At 28.7% G+C, this 19,965-nt stretch carries 17 protein-coding genes and 2 other annotated features; of the genes, 14 read left to right on the top strand and 3 right to left on the bottom strand.

Annotation, left to right across the window (positions count from 1 at the left end):
* Window positions 1-54: 54 nt before the first annotated feature.
* From L3B98_RS22550 to L3B98_RS22520, 7 genes are all read left to right on the top strand, one after another.
* Window positions 55-711: an NAD(P)/FAD-dependent oxidoreductase gene (locus L3B98_RS22550; protein WP_238918327.1), complete on the top strand. Its 657-nt coding sequence runs from the start codon at window positions 55-57 to the stop codon at window positions 709-711.
* 198 nt (window positions 712-909) lie between these two features.
* Complete coding sequence (locus tag L3B98_RS22545; protein ID WP_015393615.1) at window positions 910-2,850, top strand: [FeFe] hydrogenase, group A; 1,941 nt, start codon at window positions 910-912, stop codon at window positions 2,848-2,850.
* Window positions 2,851-3,178: 328 nt separating this feature from the next.
* Entirely contained in the window at window positions 3,179-3,802 is a 624-nt protein-coding gene (locus tag L3B98_RS22540) for a DUF47 family protein (RefSeq protein WP_015393614.1), read from the top strand.
* Window positions 3,795-4,793: an inorganic phosphate transporter gene (locus tag L3B98_RS22535; RefSeq protein ID WP_077364005.1), complete on the top strand. Its 999-nt coding sequence runs from the start codon at window positions 3,795-3,797 to the stop codon at window positions 4,791-4,793. The genes L3B98_RS22540 and L3B98_RS22535 overlap by 8 nt, the downstream gene beginning before the upstream one ends.
* A gap of 219 nt (window positions 4,794-5,012) precedes the next feature.
* A complete protein-coding gene (locus L3B98_RS22530; protein ID WP_077364003.1) occupies window positions 5,013-6,209 on the top strand; it encodes an Mbeg1-like protein in 1,197 nt (398 codons plus the stop codon).
* 24 nt (window positions 6,210-6,233) lie between these two features.
* Window positions 6,234-7,076 carry a metallophosphoesterase gene (locus L3B98_RS22525; RefSeq protein WP_077364001.1) on the top strand — a complete coding sequence of 281 codons (843 nt, stop codon included), beginning with the start codon at window positions 6,234-6,236 and terminating at the stop codon, window positions 7,074-7,076.
* Between the two features lie 253 nt (window positions 7,077-7,329).
* A complete protein-coding gene (locus L3B98_RS22520) occupies window positions 7,330-7,707 on the top strand; it encodes a phage holin family protein (protein WP_077363999.1) in 378 nt (125 codons plus the stop codon).
* Window positions 7,708-7,772: 65 nt separating this feature from the next.
* Here the strand turns inward: L3B98_RS22520 and L3B98_RS22515 are convergent, their stop codons facing one another.
* Both L3B98_RS22515 and L3B98_RS22510 read right to left on the bottom strand, forming a co-directional pair.
* A complete protein-coding gene (locus L3B98_RS22515) occupies window positions 7,773-8,153 on the bottom strand; it encodes a VOC family protein (protein WP_077363997.1) in 381 nt (126 codons plus the stop codon).
* Between the two features lie 83 nt (window positions 8,154-8,236).
* Window positions 8,237-8,956, bottom strand: coding sequence for a hypothetical protein (locus tag L3B98_RS22510; RefSeq protein ID WP_077363995.1), 720 nt, complete (start codon window positions 8,954-8,956; stop codon window positions 8,237-8,239).
* A gap of 138 nt (window positions 8,957-9,094) precedes the next feature.
* Window positions 9,095-9,367: a binding site (T-box leader), on the top strand.
* A 189-nt stretch (window positions 9,368-9,556) separates the two neighbouring features.
* On the opposite strand from L3B98_RS22510, the gene aspS reads away from it, so the two are divergent.
* The 3 genes from aspS to L3B98_RS22495 all read left to right on the top strand — a co-directional run bounded on the left by aspS (window position 9,557) and on the right by L3B98_RS22495 (window position 13,129).
* On the top strand, window positions 9,557-10,846 hold the full coding sequence (aspS, locus tag L3B98_RS22505) for an aspartate--tRNA(Asn) ligase (RefSeq protein ID WP_077363993.1): 1,290 nt from the start codon (window positions 9,557-9,559) through the stop codon (window positions 10,844-10,846).
* A gap of 491 nt (window positions 10,847-11,337) precedes the next feature.
* Complete coding sequence (locus L3B98_RS22500) at window positions 11,338-12,528, top strand: MalY/PatB family protein (protein ID WP_238918326.1); 1,191 nt, start codon at window positions 11,338-11,340, stop codon at window positions 12,526-12,528.
* Window positions 12,529-12,745: 217 nt separating this feature from the next.
* Window positions 12,746-13,129, top strand: a complete 384-nt coding sequence (locus tag L3B98_RS22495) for a hypothetical protein (protein WP_238918325.1) — start codon at window positions 12,746-12,748, stop codon at window positions 13,127-13,129.
* Between the two features lie 379 nt (window positions 13,130-13,508).
* Here the strand turns inward: L3B98_RS22495 and L3B98_RS22490 are convergent, their stop codons facing one another.
* A complete protein-coding gene (locus L3B98_RS22490) occupies window positions 13,509-14,162 on the bottom strand; it encodes a flavodoxin family protein (protein ID WP_238918324.1) in 654 nt (217 codons plus the stop codon).
* Between the two features lie 133 nt (window positions 14,163-14,295).
* Between L3B98_RS22490 and L3B98_RS22485 the strand changes: the two genes are divergently transcribed.
* The 4 genes from L3B98_RS22485 (at window position 14,296) to L3B98_RS22470 (ending at window position 19,856) form a co-directional block, all read left to right on the top strand.
* Window positions 14,296-14,661 (top strand): helix-turn-helix domain-containing protein, encoded by a 366-nt coding sequence (locus L3B98_RS22485; protein WP_238918323.1) that lies wholly within the window; start codon window positions 14,296-14,298, stop codon window positions 14,659-14,661.
* A 197-nt stretch (window positions 14,662-14,858) separates the two neighbouring features.
* Window positions 14,859-15,157: a binding site (T-box leader), on the top strand.
* Window positions 15,158-15,270: 113 nt separating this feature from the next.
* Entirely contained in the window at window positions 15,271-15,924 is a 654-nt protein-coding gene (locus tag L3B98_RS22480; protein ID WP_238918322.1) for a glycerol-3-phosphate acyltransferase, read from the top strand.
* 182 nt (window positions 15,925-16,106) lie between these two features.
* Entirely contained in the window at window positions 16,107-18,752 is a 2,646-nt protein-coding gene (locus tag L3B98_RS22475; protein ID WP_238918321.1) for a valine--tRNA ligase, read from the top strand.
* Window positions 18,753-19,007: 255 nt separating this feature from the next.
* Window positions 19,008-19,856, top strand: a complete 849-nt coding sequence (locus tag L3B98_RS22470; RefSeq protein ID WP_238918320.1) for a TerC/Alx family metal homeostasis membrane protein — start codon at window positions 19,008-19,010, stop codon at window positions 19,854-19,856.
* The last annotated feature ends 109 nt before the right edge of the window (window positions 19,857-19,965 follow it).

The raw sequence follows: 19,965 nt of genomic DNA, 5'->3' as shown, positions 1-19,965 counted from the left end.
ACATTCATTGTAAACTGTAAAATTGTAAACTGCAAACTAGAACGGAGGGATAATATGAGTTATGGAAATCTTCAAAAAGTTATAAATGGAAAGAGAACTTTCGCAATAACCCCACATATTCCAGGGGGATTTATAACTATAGATAATATGCAAAAAATCTTAGATGTAGCTAAAAAATATAAAGGGGTACTTAAAATTACATCTGGTCAAAGAATATTAATAACTAACCTTAAGCAGGAAGACTTGGAAGCTATATGGAATGAACTAGGAATGGAACCTGCTGTAAGAACGCAAAATTCAGTTAAGAATGTAGAAATGTGTCCAGCAGGTTATTGTAAGAGGTCAAAATTTAATACAATTGGAATAGGTATGAAACTTTCAAAAAAGTATCAGTGGATGGAGACTCCGTGTAGAACTAAAATTGGGGTTGCAGGCTGTAGAAATGCTTGTGGTAGTGTATATAGTAAAGATGTAGGTGTAATTGCAGCAGATAAGACGGGATTTATTGTTTCTGCTGGGGGTTCTGGAGGGTATAATCCAAGGATGGCAGATATTATTGCACAAGATATATCAGAAGAACAAGCACTTAAGTTAGTAGATAATATTTTTGAATATTACATGGAATTTGCAGAAGATGGAGAAAAATTAGGATTTTTTATTGATAGAGTTGGAGTTGAAGAGTTTAAAGAAAAGGTAAGTAAGGATATATAAAGATTATCAATTTAAAGTCTTTTTTTGATAATAATAATAATATTCTGTCAAAGGATTTTTTAATTAAAATATGATATACTTAAAAATGTAAATAAATTTTAGTTTTCAAAATAACAAATTTAAATTTTTGTGGGAAAAAATGTATTTGTTAGTAACTAAATTTAATATAACCATTACATGAAAATAAGGAGTGAAATTATGGTGAACAACAATACATCATTTATTCAAAGTTCATTAGGATCAGTATTCTCAGTTTTTAGTGAGGAAGAGTTAAAACAATTAAAGGATGGCAGAAAAATAGCAATCTGCGGTAAGGTTAATAAACCGGGGATAATAGAAGTTCCAGAAGGGGCAACTCTTAATGATATAATAGAATTATGTGGTGGACTAATAAATAAAAGTGGTTTTAAAGCAGCACAAATTGGATTACCTTTTGGTGGTTTTTTAACTGAAGATAGTTTAAATAAAGAATTTGATTTTAATTTGTTTTATGAAAATATAGCAAAGACAATTATTGTTTTATCACAAGAGGATTGTATAATCCAATTTGAAAAATTCTATATAAGATACTTATTAGCAAAAATCAAGGATGGTTCTTATAAAAATTATGAAATAGTAAAAGAAGATATAACAGAAATGTATAATGTCTTAAATAGAATAAGTAAAGGCGTATCTAATATGCGTGAACTTTATACATTAAGAAATCTTGCAATAACTGTTAAGACTAAAATGAATCAAAAGCATAATATAATGGAAGAAATTATAGATAAATTTTACGAAGAAATTGAGGAACACATTGAAGAAAAGAAATGTCCAACTTCTCAGTGTAGTCATTTAATTAAACTAAAAATTACAAAGAAATGTATTGGATGTGGAGCTTGTAAAAGAGCATGTCCAGTGGATTGTATAGATGGAGAATTGAAAAAACAACATGTAATAGACGATAATAGATGTACTCATTGTGGTGCCTGTGTATCAGCATGTCCAGTAGATGCAATATTTACGGGAGATAATACTCTTTTATTCCTTAGAAACTTAGCAACACCTAATAAGGTTGTAATTACTCAAATGGCTCCAGCTGTTCGTGTAGCTATAGGTGAAGCTTTTGGCTTTGAACCAGGAGAAAATGTTGAAAAGAAATTAGCAGCAGGACTTAGAAAGTTAGGAGTAGACTATGTATTTGATACTTCTTGGGGAGCTGATTTGACAATAATGGAAGAAGCAGCTGAACTTCAAGAAAGACTTGAAAAGCATCTTGCAGGAGATGAAAATGTAAAACTTCCAATACTTACTTCATGCTGTCCTTCATGGATTAAATTTATAGAACAAAATTATGGTGATATGTTAGAAGTTCCTTCTTCAGCAAAATCTCCTATGGAGATGTTTGGTATTGTTGCTAAAGAAATCTGGGCAAAAGAAAAAGGATTAAAGAGAGAAGAAATATCGTCAGTTGCAATTATGCCTTGTATTGCTAAAAAATATGAAGCATCAAGACCAGAATTTTCTGTAAATCTAGATTCAGATGTTAACTATGTTATAACAACAAGAGAACTTATTAAGATTTTCCAAGATTCAGGAATAGATTTAAGAACTCTTGAAGATGAAGAAATAGATACAGTAATGGGTGAATATACTGGTGCTGGTATCATTTTTGGTAGAACAGGTGGAGTTATTGAAGCAGCTGTAAGAACAGCCATGGAAAATATGACTGGAGAAAGAGTTGACAACATCGAATTTGAAGGTCTTAGAGGCTGGGATGGATTTAGAGTTTGTGAAATAGAAGTCAAAGATATTAAATTGAGAATCGGTGTTGCTCATGGACTTAGAGAAGCAGCTAAGATGTTGGATAAAGTAAGATCTGGTGAAGAATTCTTTCATGCTATAGAAATAATGGCGTGTGTAGGAGGCTGTATTGGTGGCGGTGGTCAACCTAAAATAAGAAAGAATAAAGACGAAGTTTTACAAAAAAGAGCTGAAGGTTTAAATAATATAGATAGAGCTAAGACTCTTAGAAGATCTAATGAAAATCCAGAAGTTCTTGCAATATATGAAAAATATTTAGGACATCCACTAAGTAATAAGGCTCATGAATTATTGCATACAACATACTTCCCAAGAGCAAAAAAGAATAATGAATAATAATTAATTTAAATTAAAAGTTGCATAGAATAATGGAAAGTAATATATGTTCTTACATTATTTTTGCAACTTTTAGTTTGCAAATTTTCTGTTAAGATTTCTGAGAAATTATTGCTAAAGTGATAAATTAAAGTAAATTAAATCTGTTTTTGATTACAAAAATTACTAATAAAATTAATATATGAGAAAATTCAAGCATATTTATATTAAATTTAGGTTAAGTTTTTTAAAAATAGTTTAAATTTATATTAAAATAGAATATACTAGAACAGGATTATGACATTTGGCAATATATTAAATTTTTATACTTATAGGGAGATGTGATAATATGTTCAATTTAAATCCAAAAGAAGACAAATTTTATAAACTGTTTAATGAAGCTGCACAAATCGTTGATGAAGGTGCAAAACTTTTAAGAAGGACCTTAGATTCACTAGATAATATTGATCTTGATGTAAGTAGAATAGAAGAATTAGAACATCAAGGTGATAGAATAGTAGGTATTATAGTTAAAGAATTAAACGATTCTTTTATTACTCCATTTGATAGAGAGGATATCTATGTTTTAATTAAAAGATTAGATGATGTTTTAGATTTAATCAATTCAGCAGTACATAGATTTGTAATGTTTAATGTTAAGCAAAGTACAGAAGCATCAAAATTATTAGCTGATATGTTAATTAAATGTACTGGTCATTTAGTAGAATTAATGGATGAACTTCACTTAATGGGCGGTAAAAATCAAATTGCTGAGAAGATAAAGGTGATAAACCAAATTGAAAGTGGAGCGGACCGTTTATTTAGGCAAACTGTGTGCGAATTATTTAGAAATGAAAAAGATCCAATAGAAATTATTAAATGGAAAGAAATTTATCAAATAATGGAAAACACTATTGATAAGTGTGAAAAAATTGCAAATATCATAGAGGGAGTTGTAATTAAGAATGCTTAGTGCTATGACTATAACGGTATTAATAGTAATAACGGTATTAATATTTGATTTTATTAATGGATTTCATGACACAGCCACAGCAGTTGCAACATCAATTACAACTAGAGCTCTTACACCAAGAACAGCAATTATAATATGTGCAATATTTAATTTTATTGGTGCATTTAGTGGAACAGCAGTTGCGAAAACTGTAGGTGAAAGTATAGTAAGCCATAACTCGATTGAACAATGGGTTATATTAGGAGTTTTAATTTCAGCGATAATATGGAATATAATAACTTGGTATTTTGGTATACCAAGCAGTTCTTCTCATGCTCTAATTGGAGCATTAATGGGTGGAGGAATAGCATATAATAATAGTTTTAATGTAGTAAATTGGTCTAATTTATTTCATGAAGTAATAATTTGGATATTTATTGCTCCAATTATAGGTTTTGTAGTTGGATACTTTTTAATGATATTATTAAATTGGATTTTAAGACCTTTTAAACCTGGTTTAGTAAATAAGATATTTTTAAAATTCCAAGTGGTTGCAGGTGCGCTTATGGCATTAAACCACGGTAGTAATGATGCTCAAAAATCAATGGGATTAATTACCATGGCCTTGCTAAGTGGAAAATTTATTACTGAATTTGCAGTTCCTACTTGGGTAATAGCATGTTGTGCTTTAGCTATGGCATTGGGAACAGCATCAGGAGGAAAAAAAATTATCAAAACTATGGGAAGTGGGATGGCTAAATTAACACCTGTTAATGGATTCGCAGCTCAAACTGGTGGAGCAGCGGTAATCTTCTTAGCTACATTTTTCCATGCACCAGTAAGTACAACACATATAATTTCAACTACTGTAATGGGTGTTGGAGCGTCAAAGAGATTTAAGTCTGTTAAATGGGGAGTAGCACAAAATATAGTTTGGGCTTGGATATTAACAATCCCTATTACTGCAACTTTATCAGCACTTATTATATATATAATGAAGATGTTTTTTTAAAATTATTTAATAGTAAAATATAGTTATGTAATTTATATTATAGCCTGTAGGTTTTCGAGTTGGAGACTACAGGTTATTTTATTATTTAAAAATAATATTAATTCTTTAATAGCTAATAATTAATCATTTTAGTTCAAAAATAATAATTGAGCATAGATTAGTTACAGGAATAAAATTTAGTTTTAAGTTCAGATAACTAGGTATATAATGGAGGTATCTATGGAACAACTGTCATATGCAGAATTAATTCTTTTGGATAATTTAATATATTTAGAATGGGAAGCAAAAGAAAATAAGAGTATTAAGGAAATTGTTTATGATATATTAAAGGATGCAGATTTTGATAAGCTTATGGGAAATATAGGAAATTGTATAATAAAAACGCCTAAATATCAATGGATAAAAATATTAAATTACATAAGAGAAAATAATAATTTATGTAATTATAGAATTAAAAATATAGCTGCTTATAAAAATGGTATGAAGTTTGCATGTTTAGTAAATGAAAATAATAATGCTGTTGTTATTTTTAGAGGCACCAGTACAGAAGCAGAGTGGGAGGATAATGGAGAAGGCGCATATACTTCTGTTACTAATGAACAATTTGAAGCTTTAAAATTTATAAATAATTTAAATTATGATAATATAACTGTATCAGGACATTCTAAAGGTGGTAATAAAGCACAATATGTAACAATTTTATCGTCTAAAATCAAGAAATGTGTATCAGTTAATGGACAAGGTTTTTCTAATAGTTTTTTAGAAAGCTATAGGGAAGAGATTAATAAAAATCAATCTAAAATTGTTTGTATAAATGCAGAATATGATTATGTCAGTTGTTTATTTAATACCATTTCAGAAGAAAATCATTTTATAAAGACAGATTTTCAAGTTAATCCATTTGACTATCATAGAGCAAATATACTTTTAGACAAAAACGGAAAATTAAGGCAGGAAACAAATGAATCAGTAATATTTGATATAATAAATGATTTTTCAAAATATATAATTTCAAATTTAAATGAAAATTCTGAAAGAGCAATTGTTGATAAAGTTATAGATATAATAGAATTATTTTTATGCAAGAAAGATGAAAAAAATATAATGACTTTTGCAGGGGAATATTTAATAATGGATTATTATAGAAGTAAATATGAACAAGACGAGGATTTTATTAAAAGTTATGCTTTAGTAGAAATTTTAATTTTACCTTTAGTCTTTTGGGATGAATTTATATATATTGAAGAAACTAAATCAGAGGCACATCTTAAAGCTGTAACAGAGAATATAAGATGGTTTTGCAATAAAATAGTAAATAAGTTACGAAATTTTAATGAAAGTCAAAAGTATATTGTTGTTTGGGTTATGAAGGGGATAAATGATTTTATTTACAGATTAGAAAGAGAAATTTTATAAATTTCAAGAGAATGGAGCAAATCAATGATAAAAAATATAGTTTTACTGTTGGGTTTATCATTACTAACCACATATACGTATTTAGATAATAAGTTATTAGGAATATCAAAATATAAAATTGTTAATAATAAAATTCCAAAAGAATTTAATAACTTTAAGATTATTCATTTGTCGGATTTTCATAATTATAAGTATATAGGAGATAATAATAGTACTATTATTGGTAAAATAGATAATGAAAAACCTAATATTATAGTTATGACGGGTGATATGGTAAATAAATACGATAAAAAATTTGATAATTTTTTTAGCTTGGTTGAGGCCTTGAGTGGAAAATATGAGATGTATTATATAGTAGGAAATCATGAAAAAAGGTTAAATTGTTATTACTTAAATATAATTATGACTAAGCTTAAGAATTTGAATGTTAAAGTAATAAATAATCAAAAAATTACGCTAACTAGAAAACAGGATTGGATTAATTTATATGGCCTCGATATTCCACTTTCGTTTTATAAAATAAAAAATAGACCATCCAATATAGAAGAAATTGTAAGTACTGAATTAATTAAATGTAAAGGTAAGGAATACAATATTTTATTAGTTCATAATCCACTATATTTTGATTTCTATGCAAAACATAATATTGATTTGACTTTAGCTGGTCATGTTCATGGAGGAATGATAAGAATACCATTTATAGGTGGATTGCTTTCTCCAGAAAGAAAATTTTTCCCTAAATATAATAGCGGAATTTATGATATAGATAATAAGAAACTTATTGTTAGTAGAGGAATGGGGCATAGTTCACCAGGTATAAGAATATTTAATATGCCAGAAATAGTAACCATAACTTTGCAAAATTAGATTTTCTGTTTAAAAGGTATACACATTAGAAAAGGCAGCTATGCTGCATATAAGAACATTTTATGCAAGCGAATATGATTTGTTTTTTATTCTTTTCTTATACACAAATCATTTAAATAGCCCTTTTCATATATTATCCACAGATTTAATTACATTATAAATTCTTAAAGAATAAAAAAATTAATATATTTTAATTAACTGGGCACAATATAATTACACTCATAAGAAATATATTTTTAGGAGGTAATTATTTATGGTACATGATAAAGATGATTCAACAAAAGGTAAGGTTGGTGGAAGAAGTATTGGTGGCTGGTTAATTAGACTAGTATTAACTGCCGTAATCTTAGCAATAGCATCATTTTTTACACCAGGTTTTACAATTTCAGGCATGTGGTCATATTTACTAGCAGCTTTAGTAATAAGCATATTGGATTATTTAGTTGAAGCTTTTATGGGTGTAGATGCATCACCATTTGGAAAAGGCATAAAAGGATTTTTTATAGCAGCAATAATATTATATATAGCACAATACTTTGTGCCTAATATGAGTGTATCAATAATAGGAGCACTTTTAGCAGCTTTGGCTATAGGAATACTGGATGCAGTAATACCTGGAAGAGCAATGTAAAGTATTGAATAATAAAGTAGGGATGATTATATAATAATCATCCCTATAAATTTTTACATTATATTTTATTCATGCAATTCTAAAGGTAAACCATCTGGATCTGAAAAAAAAGTAAATTTCTTTCCAGTATATTCATCTATATGAATTGGTTCTGTAATAATGCCATTCATATTCAATTCTTCAACAACTTTTTCGATATTTTCAACTCGAAAAGCAAGATGCCTTAATCCACAAGCTTCAGGATAAGATGGTCTTTTAGGTGCATTTGGCATTGAGAAAAGTTCAATTTCACTTGTTCCTATTTTTAAATCTAATTTATAAGAGTTTCTTCCTTTTCTATAGTTTTCTCTTATAATTTCAAAGCCTAAAATGTTCACATAAAAATGTTTTGATACTTCATAATCAGAAGTAATAATAGCTATGTGATGTATTGCGTCAAACTTCATAATAAATCTCCTCATTAGTTTATTATTTTAGAAAACATTACTTTAAATAGCATCGTATTTAAAGTAGACTTCAAGAAGATTAGTTAATTATTTTTTATTGTGTTATCTTCTTGTTTATTTGCTGATGCATCCTTTGAAGTATCTGATTTTCCTTGAAGTGCATCAAATCTCTTCATTACTTCAGTATAAGTATCTTTTGAGATTTGAGGAAGATCATCCATTTTTGTAGAGTTTTTAAAGTCAACTCCAGCTTGTTTAAAGCCTTCTTCAACAGCGTTTCTCATTTGCTGAAGTTTATCTTTATCATCTCCAGCTAAGGCAGTAGCCATAGTCATAATACGATCTGCCACAGCTTTTACAGAATATGGGCCTCCATCTGAAATAGCTTTTTGTGCTTCTTCAGGAGTAGTTCCAGCTTTAGGATAAGCCTTGTCAAGAGAGCCGAAAATCTTAGTAAGAAGATCTGAACTTTCTTTTGAAAGGCCATTATTTTCTGTACCATTACTAAAATTATTTTGTGTATTTATAGTGTTTTCTATAAATTTTTTTAAGAATGCCTTTTCTTGTTCTGCTTGATCATCATTTAATTGTTTTATTTCCTCTGCTGAAAGTTTCTTTTTAACTGGTTTATAAGTTAAATTTGTTAAGTCATCGTCTGAAGATTTTACAAATGTATCTTTTTCTAATTCATTTGCTGAAGTATTACTAGCATCATCGTTAACTTTATCTTTCTTTGAAACATCGTTTTTAGTAGCGTAAGTTGAAGTATCAACATTGTTAAGATTAGAAATACCTGTAATCATATTTAATCGCTCCTTTTTATAATCTACTTAATTTATTCTCGATTTATAATAAGGATACTTTATATAAATTGTTAGAATTTTCATATGTATGTTGACATTCAACTTAATTAAGAGTATTATCTATTATAAATAAAAAAATAAAATTCTATGAAAGGAATAGTAGATATATTATTAGTATCTTAAGCGAGTAGAGGATGGTGTAAGCTCTATGAGAAAGTATGTATTGAAGACATCCTGGAGAAGTTTATCTGAAGGTGTTAATATGCAGGGAGTATTTGGATTTCCCTAGTATTTGAAAGTTAATTTTAGTAGGATAAGCCGGAAGCCTCCGTTAAAAGGTTAGAGATGACTTAGTTTATTTGCTTAGTCAAAGTAGAATGGCACCGTGAAGATAATGCTTTCACTTCTATACATGAAGTGGGAGTTTTTTTATTTTTATAAATTGGGCCCGGTTTATGTTTACAATGCTGCTATTTTATTTTTAAGCAATATTTTAAGTCAAAAAGGGTGGTACCGCGAAAATTTTTTGCCCCTTGAGTTTAGCTAGCTCAAGGGGCTTTGTTGTTAAAAAATATATGTAAATTTAAAGGAGTATTTGAAATGAAAAGAGTAATGATTAATGAAATAGATAATTATATAAATAAAAAAATAGTAATTAAGGGATGGGTATATCGCATAAGAAAATTAAAATCCATAACATTCATCATATTGAGGGATAGAACAGGCTATGTTCAATGTGTAGTAAGTAATGATGAGTTTAAATTAAATACAATTAAAGTGGAAGCCGTAATAAGTATTTATGGAATGGTTAAGGAAAGCAATAATAAATATAACGGATTTGAAGTTGATGTGGAACAGCTGAATATTATTAATAATGTTTTGGCAGAACTGCCAATAGAATTAAATAAAGAGAATCTTGATATTAATTTGGATACAAAATTAAATAATAGAATGTTAAGCATAAGGCATGATAAGGTAAATTCAATCTTTAAAATCCAAAATATTATAGCTAATGGTTTTAGAGAATACTTAAATAATGAAGGATTTACTGAAATATCAACACCTAAGTTGGTAAAAGAAGGAGCAGAGGGTGGCACAGAATTATTTAAGGTTGAATATTTTGAAAGACAAGCCTATTTAGCCCAAAGTCCACAATTTTATAAACAAATGATGGTTGGAGCAGGTTTTGAAAGAGTGTATGAAATAGGCCATGTATATAGAGCAGAAGAACACAATACTAATAGACATTTAAATGAGTATATAAGTATGGATTTAGAGTTAGGCTTTATTGAAGATGAAGAAGACATAATGGATTTAGAAGAAAGGCTGCTAAAACATATACTTACAAAAGTATTGAAAGAAGGAGAAGAATATTTAAATATTTTAAAGGCAGAAGTTCCAGTTATAGAAGACAAAATTCCAAGAGTTAAGTTTTCTGAAGCAATAGGAATATTAAAGACAAAGTATAATAAAACAGGATTAGATGGAGATATTGACCCAGAAGGAGAAAAATTAATATGTAAATATGCCAAGGAAAAATATAATAGTGACTTTATCTTCTTAACCCATTATCCAAGGGAAAAACGACCTATGTATACAATGCCTTGTGGTACTGAAGAAACACATAGTTTTGACTTGTTATTTAGGGGGATTGAAATTACCACTGGAGGACAGAGAATACATGAATATGATATGCTAATAGAAAACATGAAATATAAAGGATTAGACCCTGAAAATTATGATAGCTATATATCAAACTTTAAATATGGAATGCCACCTCATGGAGGTTTAGCAATTGGACTAGAAAGAATAACAGCTAGACTTTTAGGTTTTGAAAATGTGAGAGAAGCAAGTTTAATACCGAGGGATAGAACAAGATTGATGCCATAATCCTAGAGCCAGGCTCTTAAATTTTACTAATAAGTATATATAAATATTGGATAATATATAGATACACAACGTAAGAATTAGACTTAAGCTAAAATTACCGAAATCCAATACATTTGTCTTCCACAGGACTAGTGAAATTTTCGCTGGAAGGTTCTAAGTGGAAGGTTGCACCCATTTCTGCATGTTCCTAAAGTAAATTTATGACAAGCAGAAAATGAAACAACCTTCCACTAATAACCATCATCAGCTCAATTTCACATGCCTGCTTCCAGAAAAATGTATCTGATTTCTGGTGTAGTGTTACGATTATAATTACTCAATAATACATATATATATATTCCATTTATAAGTTTGATTATTAAATTGGATATATATATAATTTAATCTTAACTTTTATATTACGATAAACTAAGGACTCTATGGAAATACATGAGTAGCATTTAAAAATTAACTATAATATGATAAATTATTGTTAAGGGAGTGAAGAAAAAATGAAATATGATTTTGAAACACTTATATCAAGAAAAAATGTTGGAGCAAGCAAATGGAATTTGATGCAAAAGTTAAATAAGGATATTAATGAAGAAATAGTTCCATTTTCTATTGCTGATATGGAATTTAAGAATCCTCCAGAGATAATTGAAGGTTTAAAAAAATATATGGATGCTAGTGTTTTTGGATATACTGAAGCCACAGAAGATTATTATAAAGCAGTGTGTAATTGGATGGAAAGAAGACATGATTGGAAAATTGAAAAAGAATGGATCACAGAATTTTCTGGAGTTGTTCCAGCACTATTTACTATTGTTAGGGCACTAACCAATGAGGAAGATGGTGTTCTTGTTATGACTCCAGTATATTATCCATTTTATAAAGCAATAGAAGCTGGAAATAGAAAGATAGTAAAAAGTTCTTTAAAACTTTGTGAAGATCATTATGAAATTGATTTTAAAGATTTTGAAGAAAAGGCAAGTTTAGAAAGCACAAAGTTATTTATTTTATGTAGTCCACATAATCCTGTTGGACGTGTATGGAGTAAAGAAGAACTGATAAAGATAGGAAAGATATGTATAGATAACAATGTGCTTATAGTAGCTGATGAAATTCATTTTGACTTAATTATGCCTGAATATAAACATATGGTTTTTGCAAATATTTCTGAAGAATTTGCAAGTAATTCAGTAATTTGTACAGCACCAAGCAAAACATTTAATTTGGCAGGGCTTCAAGCATCAAACATAATTATTCCTAATAAAAGAATAAGAGATAAAGTATTACATGAAAAAATGATTACTATGGGAAATGCAGGGTTAAATATTTTTGGATATAAGGCTTGTGAAATAGCTTATAATGAATGTGAAGAATGGCTTAATGAGCTTATTGAAGTTATACATCAAAACAAAAAGCTTGTTGAAGAATTTATGAAAGCAAATTTACCAGAGGTTAAAGTAATAAACTTAGAGGGGACATATCTTCAATGGCTTGATTTTAGTGCAATTGAAAAGGATCATAAAGTCCTTGAAAAGTTTATGAGAATGGAAGCTTTAATGTTTTTAGATGAAGGATATATCTTTGGAAAAGAAGGAATTGGCTTTGAAAGAATAAATTTAGCTTGTCCAACAAAGATACTTGAAAAAGCATTAGAAAGACTACTTGAAGCTGTGAAGAAGTGCTATAAGTAGTAAAATTCAATAGTTATATGCCACGATGACTTGGAAAATAATAAGAACAAACATACGTATAATTATCATTGTATTTGGTAAGAATTGCATTATAGATTATATTAGCGCTTATGATTAAATCCATGTTATAATTATTCTAGCAAAATTAAGTATAATGTCTTTTCACTTAATATATAATTTAACAAAGGATTTACTAAAGAAAAAGGAGTGAATGCTTGTGGCAGATAATGATCAAATGTTTGATTTACTAACTAAAATGTATTCAGAAGTTCAAGGTATAAAATCAGATGTTGGTTACATGAAATCAGATATCGGTAATATGAAATCTGACATTAGTAATATGAAATCTGAGATAAATGAAAGATTTGATAATTTAGAAAATGTAGTTCGCAAAACTGATATGACTATTGAAAATGAAATTAAACCTAAAATTGATGCTTTATTTGATGGATATAAACAAAATACAGAATTAATTTTTGGTTTAACTACTAAAGTAGATAATTTACAAACCGATGTAAATAATTTAACCATAAGAACTATAAAAAATGAAAATAGTATAATTCAGCTTTCAAAACATAAAACCATAACTGGAATGAGTTAAATCATATAAAATGTAGTAGCATAAATGTGTGCTGCTACATTTTTTTGTAGTTTTTTATTTGATGTAATAGATAATTATTCCATAGATAAAAATAAGGGGTATAATGGTGGAGATAGCCTAATTAATAGTGGATGGGTTTGATTCTTATTATGTCTATAATTAGAAGTTTATGTTCATGAGAAAATGCTTAATTTCTAAATTAAATTTAGGATAATGAATGGTGAACCATATCATAAGTGAGCAATAAATTTACTAAAATTGGGTATGGAATTGCTAGAAATGACTTACCATATAAAAATGAATATGGTAAGTTTTTTGTATAAGATAGATATGTTAGAGAATATTAATTTATTGTGTCTTATAGGTAGTATATAAATGACTACTTTATTAAACGCGCACCTAGTTCAAATGCTTTTTGACTGTCGAAAGGAAATTGAACTTTTCGATGTGTTGCTTTTGCTTCTTCAGAAAAAAAAGTAGATTCATATTTTGAGTAATCATCAAATTGGTAAGTATCATTACAATACATTACTTGTGGTTTTGTAAATATACGTTCTATAAAGGATTCAAATTTACTGAATGTTAATTTATAATTTAAATTTTCCATTATTTCTTCTGGAGAACCCATTGTATAAATGAAAGCTGTTGACATCCTTTTTGGTGCAATTGTAGAAAGGTTCTTATCGTACACTAAATAGGGAAATAACAATCTTTCTAAAAATGAGTGTAATTGACCTGATATATTATCCCAATATACTGGAGAACCAAAAATAATTCCATCAGCTTGAGATAACCTTTCTAGAATTTCTTGAATATCATCTTTAACTGCACATTTTCCATAACTTTTACCTTCAAGTCTTTTGCAAGCAAAGCAACTTCTGCATCCAGTATAGTTTAAGTCATATAAATTGATTATTTCAGTTTCAACTTCTTTATCTTTTGCAACTTGTACTACCCCATCTAAAACTCTTTGAAGTAAAGTAGCTGTATTCTTATTTTTTCTTGGACTTCCGTTAATAGCATAAACCTTCATAGTAACACTCCTATTTTCAATATTTTATTTTTCTGTTATAATCAATATACCATTAGGATATAAATATACAAGTATGTAGTTTTTTCTTCGTTAGTATAAAAAGTATACTGTAAAGTTTAAAGGAGTTGTGATTATGAATAAGAATATAGATTGTAATCAGAAATCCCCTAATAATATATATGAGGTACAATGTCCTACTTTATATGCACTTAATATTTTAGGGCAAAAGTGGAAATTGCCCATTATTTGGTATTTGGCGGAAAATGATATTACAAGATATAATGAATTAAAACGAAGAATTAAAGGCATTACTACCACTATGCTCACAAAGTCTTTACGAGAATTAGAAGAATATAATATTATTGTTCGAACTCAATATAACACGATTCCTCCTAAAGTTGAATATTCTTTAACGGAAAGAGGTAAAGCGTTAATTCCTGTTTTGAGTGGATTAAATGCGTGGGGTGAAGAACAAATTGAAATTGATAAATCAAAGTAAGATTATATATAACATAAAAGAATTGTGTATGAATTTATTTTAATTATTGGAAATATTTTAGATATAGAAAGTTTTGAGGATATTGAAAAATATTTAAGTATATGATAAATATATTTTGGTAAGAGAGAAAATGGTTCACAAAAAACTATTATTGACAAAATTTATACTATAAGCTATTATTTTAAGTAAATTGAATAATAAAAGCAATGAAAAAGAGGAGTAGAAATTTGGAGGCATTGAAAGGAAACTAACTCATAGGAGTTGAGGAGTACAGTTCTTTTCTTGAATCATAGATTTGGAGAGAACTAGTTAGAGAGAGGGAGTAGCTGAAAACCCTTATGCTGAAAGTTTTGAAGGTAGCTTTTGAGCTTCTTTAGTGAAATAATAGTAGCTAAAGACGGTTTATCTGAATCGTTATTTAAATTAAGAGTCCATTAGAGCATATATAATTGCTTGTGTGGAAATAAAGGTGGTACCGCGAGTCTTCGTCCTTTTGTGATGAAGGCTCTTTTTAGCGTTGAAAATTAAAAATATAAAATTCATAATTAAAATTCAACGATTCAATTTAGGCATTATATTAATAGAGGAAGGAGTGTTAGAATTTTGTTTATGAATTATTGGTGGCAATTATCATTATTAGTTGTATTTAGTTATTTTATTGGTAATTTTTGTACAGCTATTGCTATATCAAATAAGTTTATTCACAAAGATATTAGAGAACTAGGAAGTAAAAATCCAGGTACTACTAATATGACTCGTGTATTTGGTTTAAAATATGGAGTCATGACTTTATGTTTAGACTTTTTTAAAGGTTTTGTTTGCTCGTTAGTGGGCAAAATGATATTTACTTCAATAGGTGGAGCAGAGATTGGAATGTTTGCTGGTTATTTAGCTGGCTTTGCTGTTATACTAGGACACATTTATCCAATATTGCTTAGATTTAAAGGTGGAAAAGGCTTTGCCACAGGTATTGGAGTTTTCATGGCTGTAAATCCAGGTTTTACATTGATTTCATTGATTGTAGGGGTAATTTTATTGCTAATTATGGATAGGATGTCAGTGTTTGCATTAATCTTTTTTGCAGCAGAGGCAATTTATCATTTGATTGTATATACAAAAGACTATTGGTGGATTTCCTTATTTGCATGTTTATACTTTGTATTAGCTACTATTGCCCATCGATCTAATATAGCTAGATTAATGCATGGTGAAGAAAAGCCTCTTGGACTAATTGGTATTCTTAAAAATGAGAAAAAAAACTAATAGAATAAAAAATAATTATTCTAAGCCGATTTTTTTAAAAGCAAGGCTTTGAGATATATGATTACTAATATATGTCTTAAATAATTTTAAAATGCTACAGTAATTTGAATGTAGCTATATATAGCGCTATGACAAGGAGCATTTAATACCTTGTACATCAGATTTTAAACGGAGGAATAGAAATGTCAGAAGAAATGAAAAACATTGCAACCACATATGATCCAAAAGAATTTGAAGACAGAATTTATAAGAATTGGGAAGAGAAAGGCTATTTCACACCAGTAGTTGATAAGCGTAAAAAACCTTATACTATAGTTATGCCACCACCAAATATAACAGGTCAACTTCACTTAGGGCATGCCTTTGATGATACACTTCAAGATATGCTTATTAGATTTAAGAGAATGCAAGGATATGCTGCTTTATGGCTTCCTGGTGAAGATCATGCTTCTATTGCAACAGAAGTTAGGGTGGCTAACATGCTTGCTGAACAAGGTTATGACAAGAAGGAAATGGGAAGAGAAGCTTTCCTTGAAAAAGTTTGGGAATGGAGTGACAAATACAGAGCTACTATAAGAAACCAAGTTAAAAAGCTTGGAGTATCTGCTGACTTTACAAGAGAAGCATTTACAATGGATGAAAATCTTAGTGCAGCTGTTAAGCACGTATTTGTTAAGTTATATAACGAAGGGTTAATTTATCAAGGAAATAGAATAACTAATTGGTGTACACATTGCCAAACAGCTTTATCTGATGCAGAAATTGAATATGAAGAACAAGCAGGACATTTCTGGCATATCAATTACCCATTAGCTGATGGAAGTGGCTTTCTTGAAATTGCTACAACAAGACCAGAAACCTTACTTGGAGATAGTGGTGTTGCTGTAAATCCAAATGATGAAAGATACAAACATCTTATAGGTAAAACAGTAATACTTCCATTAGTAAACAGAGAAATTCCTATAGTTGGTGATGACTATGTTGATTTAGAATTTGGAACTGGTGCAGTTAAGATGACTCCAGCTCATGATCCTAACGACTTTGAAGTTGGAAAAAGACATAACTTAGAAATCATAAGAGTTATGGATGATCAAGGAATTATCAACGAAAAAGGTGGAAAATACAAAGGTCTAGATAGATACGAAGCTAGAAAAGTTATAGTTAAAGATTTAGAAGAATTAGGTCTTTTAGTTAAAATAAAAGATCATGCTCATAACGTTGGTACTCATGATAGATGTGGAACTACTGTTGAACCAATTATTTCTAAGCAATGGTATGTTAAGATGGAAGACCTTGCAAAGCCAGCTATTGAAGTAGTTAAGAGTGGTAAGACTAAATTTGTTCCTGAAAGATTTGATAAGATTTACTTTAACTGGATGGAAAACATTCAAGATTGGTGCATTTCAAGACAATTATGGTGGGGACATAGAATCCCAGTTTACTATTGTCAAGATTGTGGTGAAATGATGGTACTTGAAGATGCACCAAATGCTTGTACTAAATGTGGAAGCACTAATATTAAACAAGATAATGATGTACTTGATACATGGTTTTCTTCAGCATTATGGCCATTCTCAACACTTGGTTGGCCACATAAAACAGAGGATTTAGAATATTTCTATCCAACAAGCACATTAGTTACTGGACATGATATTATCTTCTTCTGGGTTGCTAGAATGATATTCTCAGGACTTCATTGTATGGGAGAAACTCCATTTAATACAGTACTTATTCATGGTTTAATTAGAGATTCTCAAGGAAGAAAAATGAGTAAATCTTTAGGAAATGGTGTAGATCCATTAGAAGTAATTGAAACTTATGGTGCAGATGCATTAAGATTTATGATAGCTACTGGTAATGCTCCAGGAAATGATATGAGATATTATCCAGAAAGAGTTGAATCATCAAGAAACTTTGCTAATAAGATTTGGAATGCTTCAAGATTTGTTATGATGAACCTTGATAAGGACATAATGAACAAATATAAAGACTGCAAGGAATATTCTTTAGCAGATAAGTGGATCTTATCAGAAATGAACACTTTAGTTAAAGAAGTTACAGAAAACATGGAAAAATATGAACTTGGAATTGCAATGCAAAAGGTTTATGACTTTATGTGGACTGAATTCTGTGATTGGTATATAGAACTTGTTAAACCAGTATTCTATGGTGATGATGAAAAAGCTAAGGGAATAGCTTACAATGTATTAAATACTGTATTAATTACAGGCTTAAAATTATTACATCCAGCTATGCCATTTATTACAGAAGAGATCTTCACTCATTTAAGTGATGAAGAAACTATTACAACTTCAGCTTGGCCAGTATTTGATGAAGCTTTAATAAATAAAGAAGCAGAAGCTGATATGGCATTCGTTATTGAAGCTATAAAAGGCTTAAGAAATGTTAGAGCTGAAATGAATGTACCACCATCAAGAAAAGCAAAGGTTATTTGCTATATAGCTGAAGATGCTAAAAAAGCATTTAATGCAGGAAGTGCCTATATTGAAAAATTAGCTTCAGCTTCAGAAGTAGAATTTATAGCTGATAAAGCAAATGTACCAGCTAATGCAGTATCTTTAGTCGTTAAGGGTGGAGAACTATTCATGCCTTTACTAGACTTAGTTGATAAAGATAAAGAATTAGAAAGATTAAATAAAGAAGTTAAAAAGCTTGAAGGCGAAATTGAAAGAATTGATAAAAAATTAGGAAATCAAGGTTTCGTAGCTAAAGCACCAGCAGCAGTTATAGATGCTGAAAAAGAAAAGAGAGTAAAATATGTAGAAATGCTTGAAGCTGTTAAAGTTAGAATTGAAGCTTTAAATTAGCTAATTGTAGGTAATATTTATAGAGGATGAGTTATTATTTTAATGGCTCATTCTTTTTTCATATAAAAGGTTAGAATTTAAAAAAAATTAGGCCGTGATAAAATTTATGATTATCAAAGAAAAAAGATTAATAATTTGATAGGAAAAACCTACAGAATTTTAATGGGAATTATTCAACCTTAACATAAATATACTAGAGTATAGAAATAATAAATGGTACATTATAGTATTTTTCATTAAGAAATGGAGGTTTAAATGAATACTAAAAGAAATTTTATTAATTTAATTTTTTGGATAAGTATATCAATATTATTTAACATCTTTATATATCTAACAAGAGGTCAAACAGCTGCAGTTGAATACTTTGGTGGATACATATTAGAAATGTCGTTGAGTTTAGATAATTTATTTCTATTTATTATGGTATTTAGTAACCTTGGAATAAGAGAAGAATATCAGGAAAGAGTATTACTATATGGAGTAGCAGGTGCTATGGTACTAAGATTGATATTTATTTTGCTTGGAGTAAACATAGTTAATAGATTTCATTTTGTGCTTCCTCTTTTTGGTCTTATATTAATATATAGTGGATTTGCTGTATTTAAGAAAAAGCATGAGGATAAAAAACTTAACAATAATTTTTTGATTAAACTAGTAAAAAAAATAATACCAGTAACAGATCTTTTTTATGGACAGGCTTTTTTTGTTAAACAAAAGAAAAGAATATATGCTACACCTCTTTTTGCAGCTCTTATAATAATAGAAGGTTCAGATGTAATTTTTGCTATCGATTCAATACCTGCAATTTTTTCAATAACTACTGATACTTTTATAGTATATACTTCAAATATCTTTGCTATCCTCGGCCTTAGAAGCATGTATTATGTCTTAGCTAAAATGAATACTAAATTTAGATTTATGAAATATGGAGTAAGTGGAATACTGATTTTTACTGGAATAAAACTTATATCACTTATTGTTAAGATACAAATTTCAGTTACAAATTCTGTATTAATTATACTTAGCATTCTTTTAATCAGCATTTTATTGTCTATAATATTTAGTAATACAGCTACAAATAAAAATAAAAAAATATATCACTAGAGTAATTTGACTATGATAAAAATTGCTTTTTTCTAGAAAAAAGCATAAAATAAAACAAGAATAAAATTATAAATAAAAGCAATAATCAAAAAAGTTAACAACTGACAGT

The organism is Clostridium sp. YIM B02555 (assembly GCF_022320955.1).
Classification (GTDB): Bacteria; Bacillota; Clostridia; order Clostridiales; family Clostridiaceae; genus Clostridium; species Clostridium saccharoperbutylacetonicum.
The sequence above is the reverse complement of the archived record's forward strand: the minus strand, read 5'-3'. Positions and strand labels throughout refer to the sequence as shown.

Coding starts and splice junctions, on each gene's coding strand:
- L3B98_RS22550 (WP_238918327.1), top strand. CDS start 55: ATGAGTTATGGAAATCTTCAAAAAGTTATAAATGGAAAGAGAACTTTC.
- L3B98_RS22545 (WP_015393615.1), top strand. CDS start 910: ATGGTGAACAACAATACATCATTTATTCAAAGTTCATTAGGATCAGTA.
- L3B98_RS22540 (WP_015393614.1), top strand. CDS start 3,179: ATGTTCAATTTAAATCCAAAAGAAGACAAATTTTATAAACTGTTTAAT.
- L3B98_RS22535 (WP_077364005.1), top strand. CDS start 3,795: ATGCTTAGTGCTATGACTATAACGGTATTAATAGTAATAACGGTATTA.
- L3B98_RS22530 (WP_077364003.1), top strand. CDS start 5,013: ATGGAACAACTGTCATATGCAGAATTAATTCTTTTGGATAATTTAATA.
- L3B98_RS22525 (WP_077364001.1), top strand. CDS start 6,234: ATGATAAAAAATATAGTTTTACTGTTGGGTTTATCATTACTAACCACA.
- L3B98_RS22520 (WP_077363999.1), top strand. CDS start 7,330: ATGGTACATGATAAAGATGATTCAACAAAAGGTAAGGTTGGTGGAAGA.
- L3B98_RS22515 (WP_077363997.1), bottom strand. CDS start 8,153: ATGAAGTTTGACGCAATACATCACATAGCTATTATTACTTCTGATTAT.
- L3B98_RS22510 (WP_077363995.1), bottom strand. CDS start 8,956: ATGATTACAGGTATTTCTAATCTTAACAATGTTGATACTTCAACTTAC.
- aspS (WP_077363993.1), top strand. CDS start 9,557: ATGAAAAGAGTAATGATTAATGAAATAGATAATTATATAAATAAAAAA.
- L3B98_RS22500 (WP_238918326.1), top strand. CDS start 11,338: ATGAAATATGATTTTGAAACACTTATATCAAGAAAAAATGTTGGAGCA.
- L3B98_RS22490 (WP_238918324.1), bottom strand. CDS start 14,162: ATGAAGGTTTATGCTATTAACGGAAGTCCAAGAAAAAATAAGAATACA.
- L3B98_RS22485 (WP_238918323.1), top strand. CDS start 14,296: ATGAATAAGAATATAGATTGTAATCAGAAATCCCCTAATAATATATAT.
- L3B98_RS22480 (WP_238918322.1), top strand. CDS start 15,271: ATGAATTATTGGTGGCAATTATCATTATTAGTTGTATTTAGTTATTTT.
- L3B98_RS22475 (WP_238918321.1), top strand. CDS start 16,107: ATGTCAGAAGAAATGAAAAACATTGCAACCACATATGATCCAAAAGAA.
- L3B98_RS22470 (WP_238918320.1), top strand. CDS start 19,008: ATGAATACTAAAAGAAATTTTATTAATTTAATTTTTTGGATAAGTATA.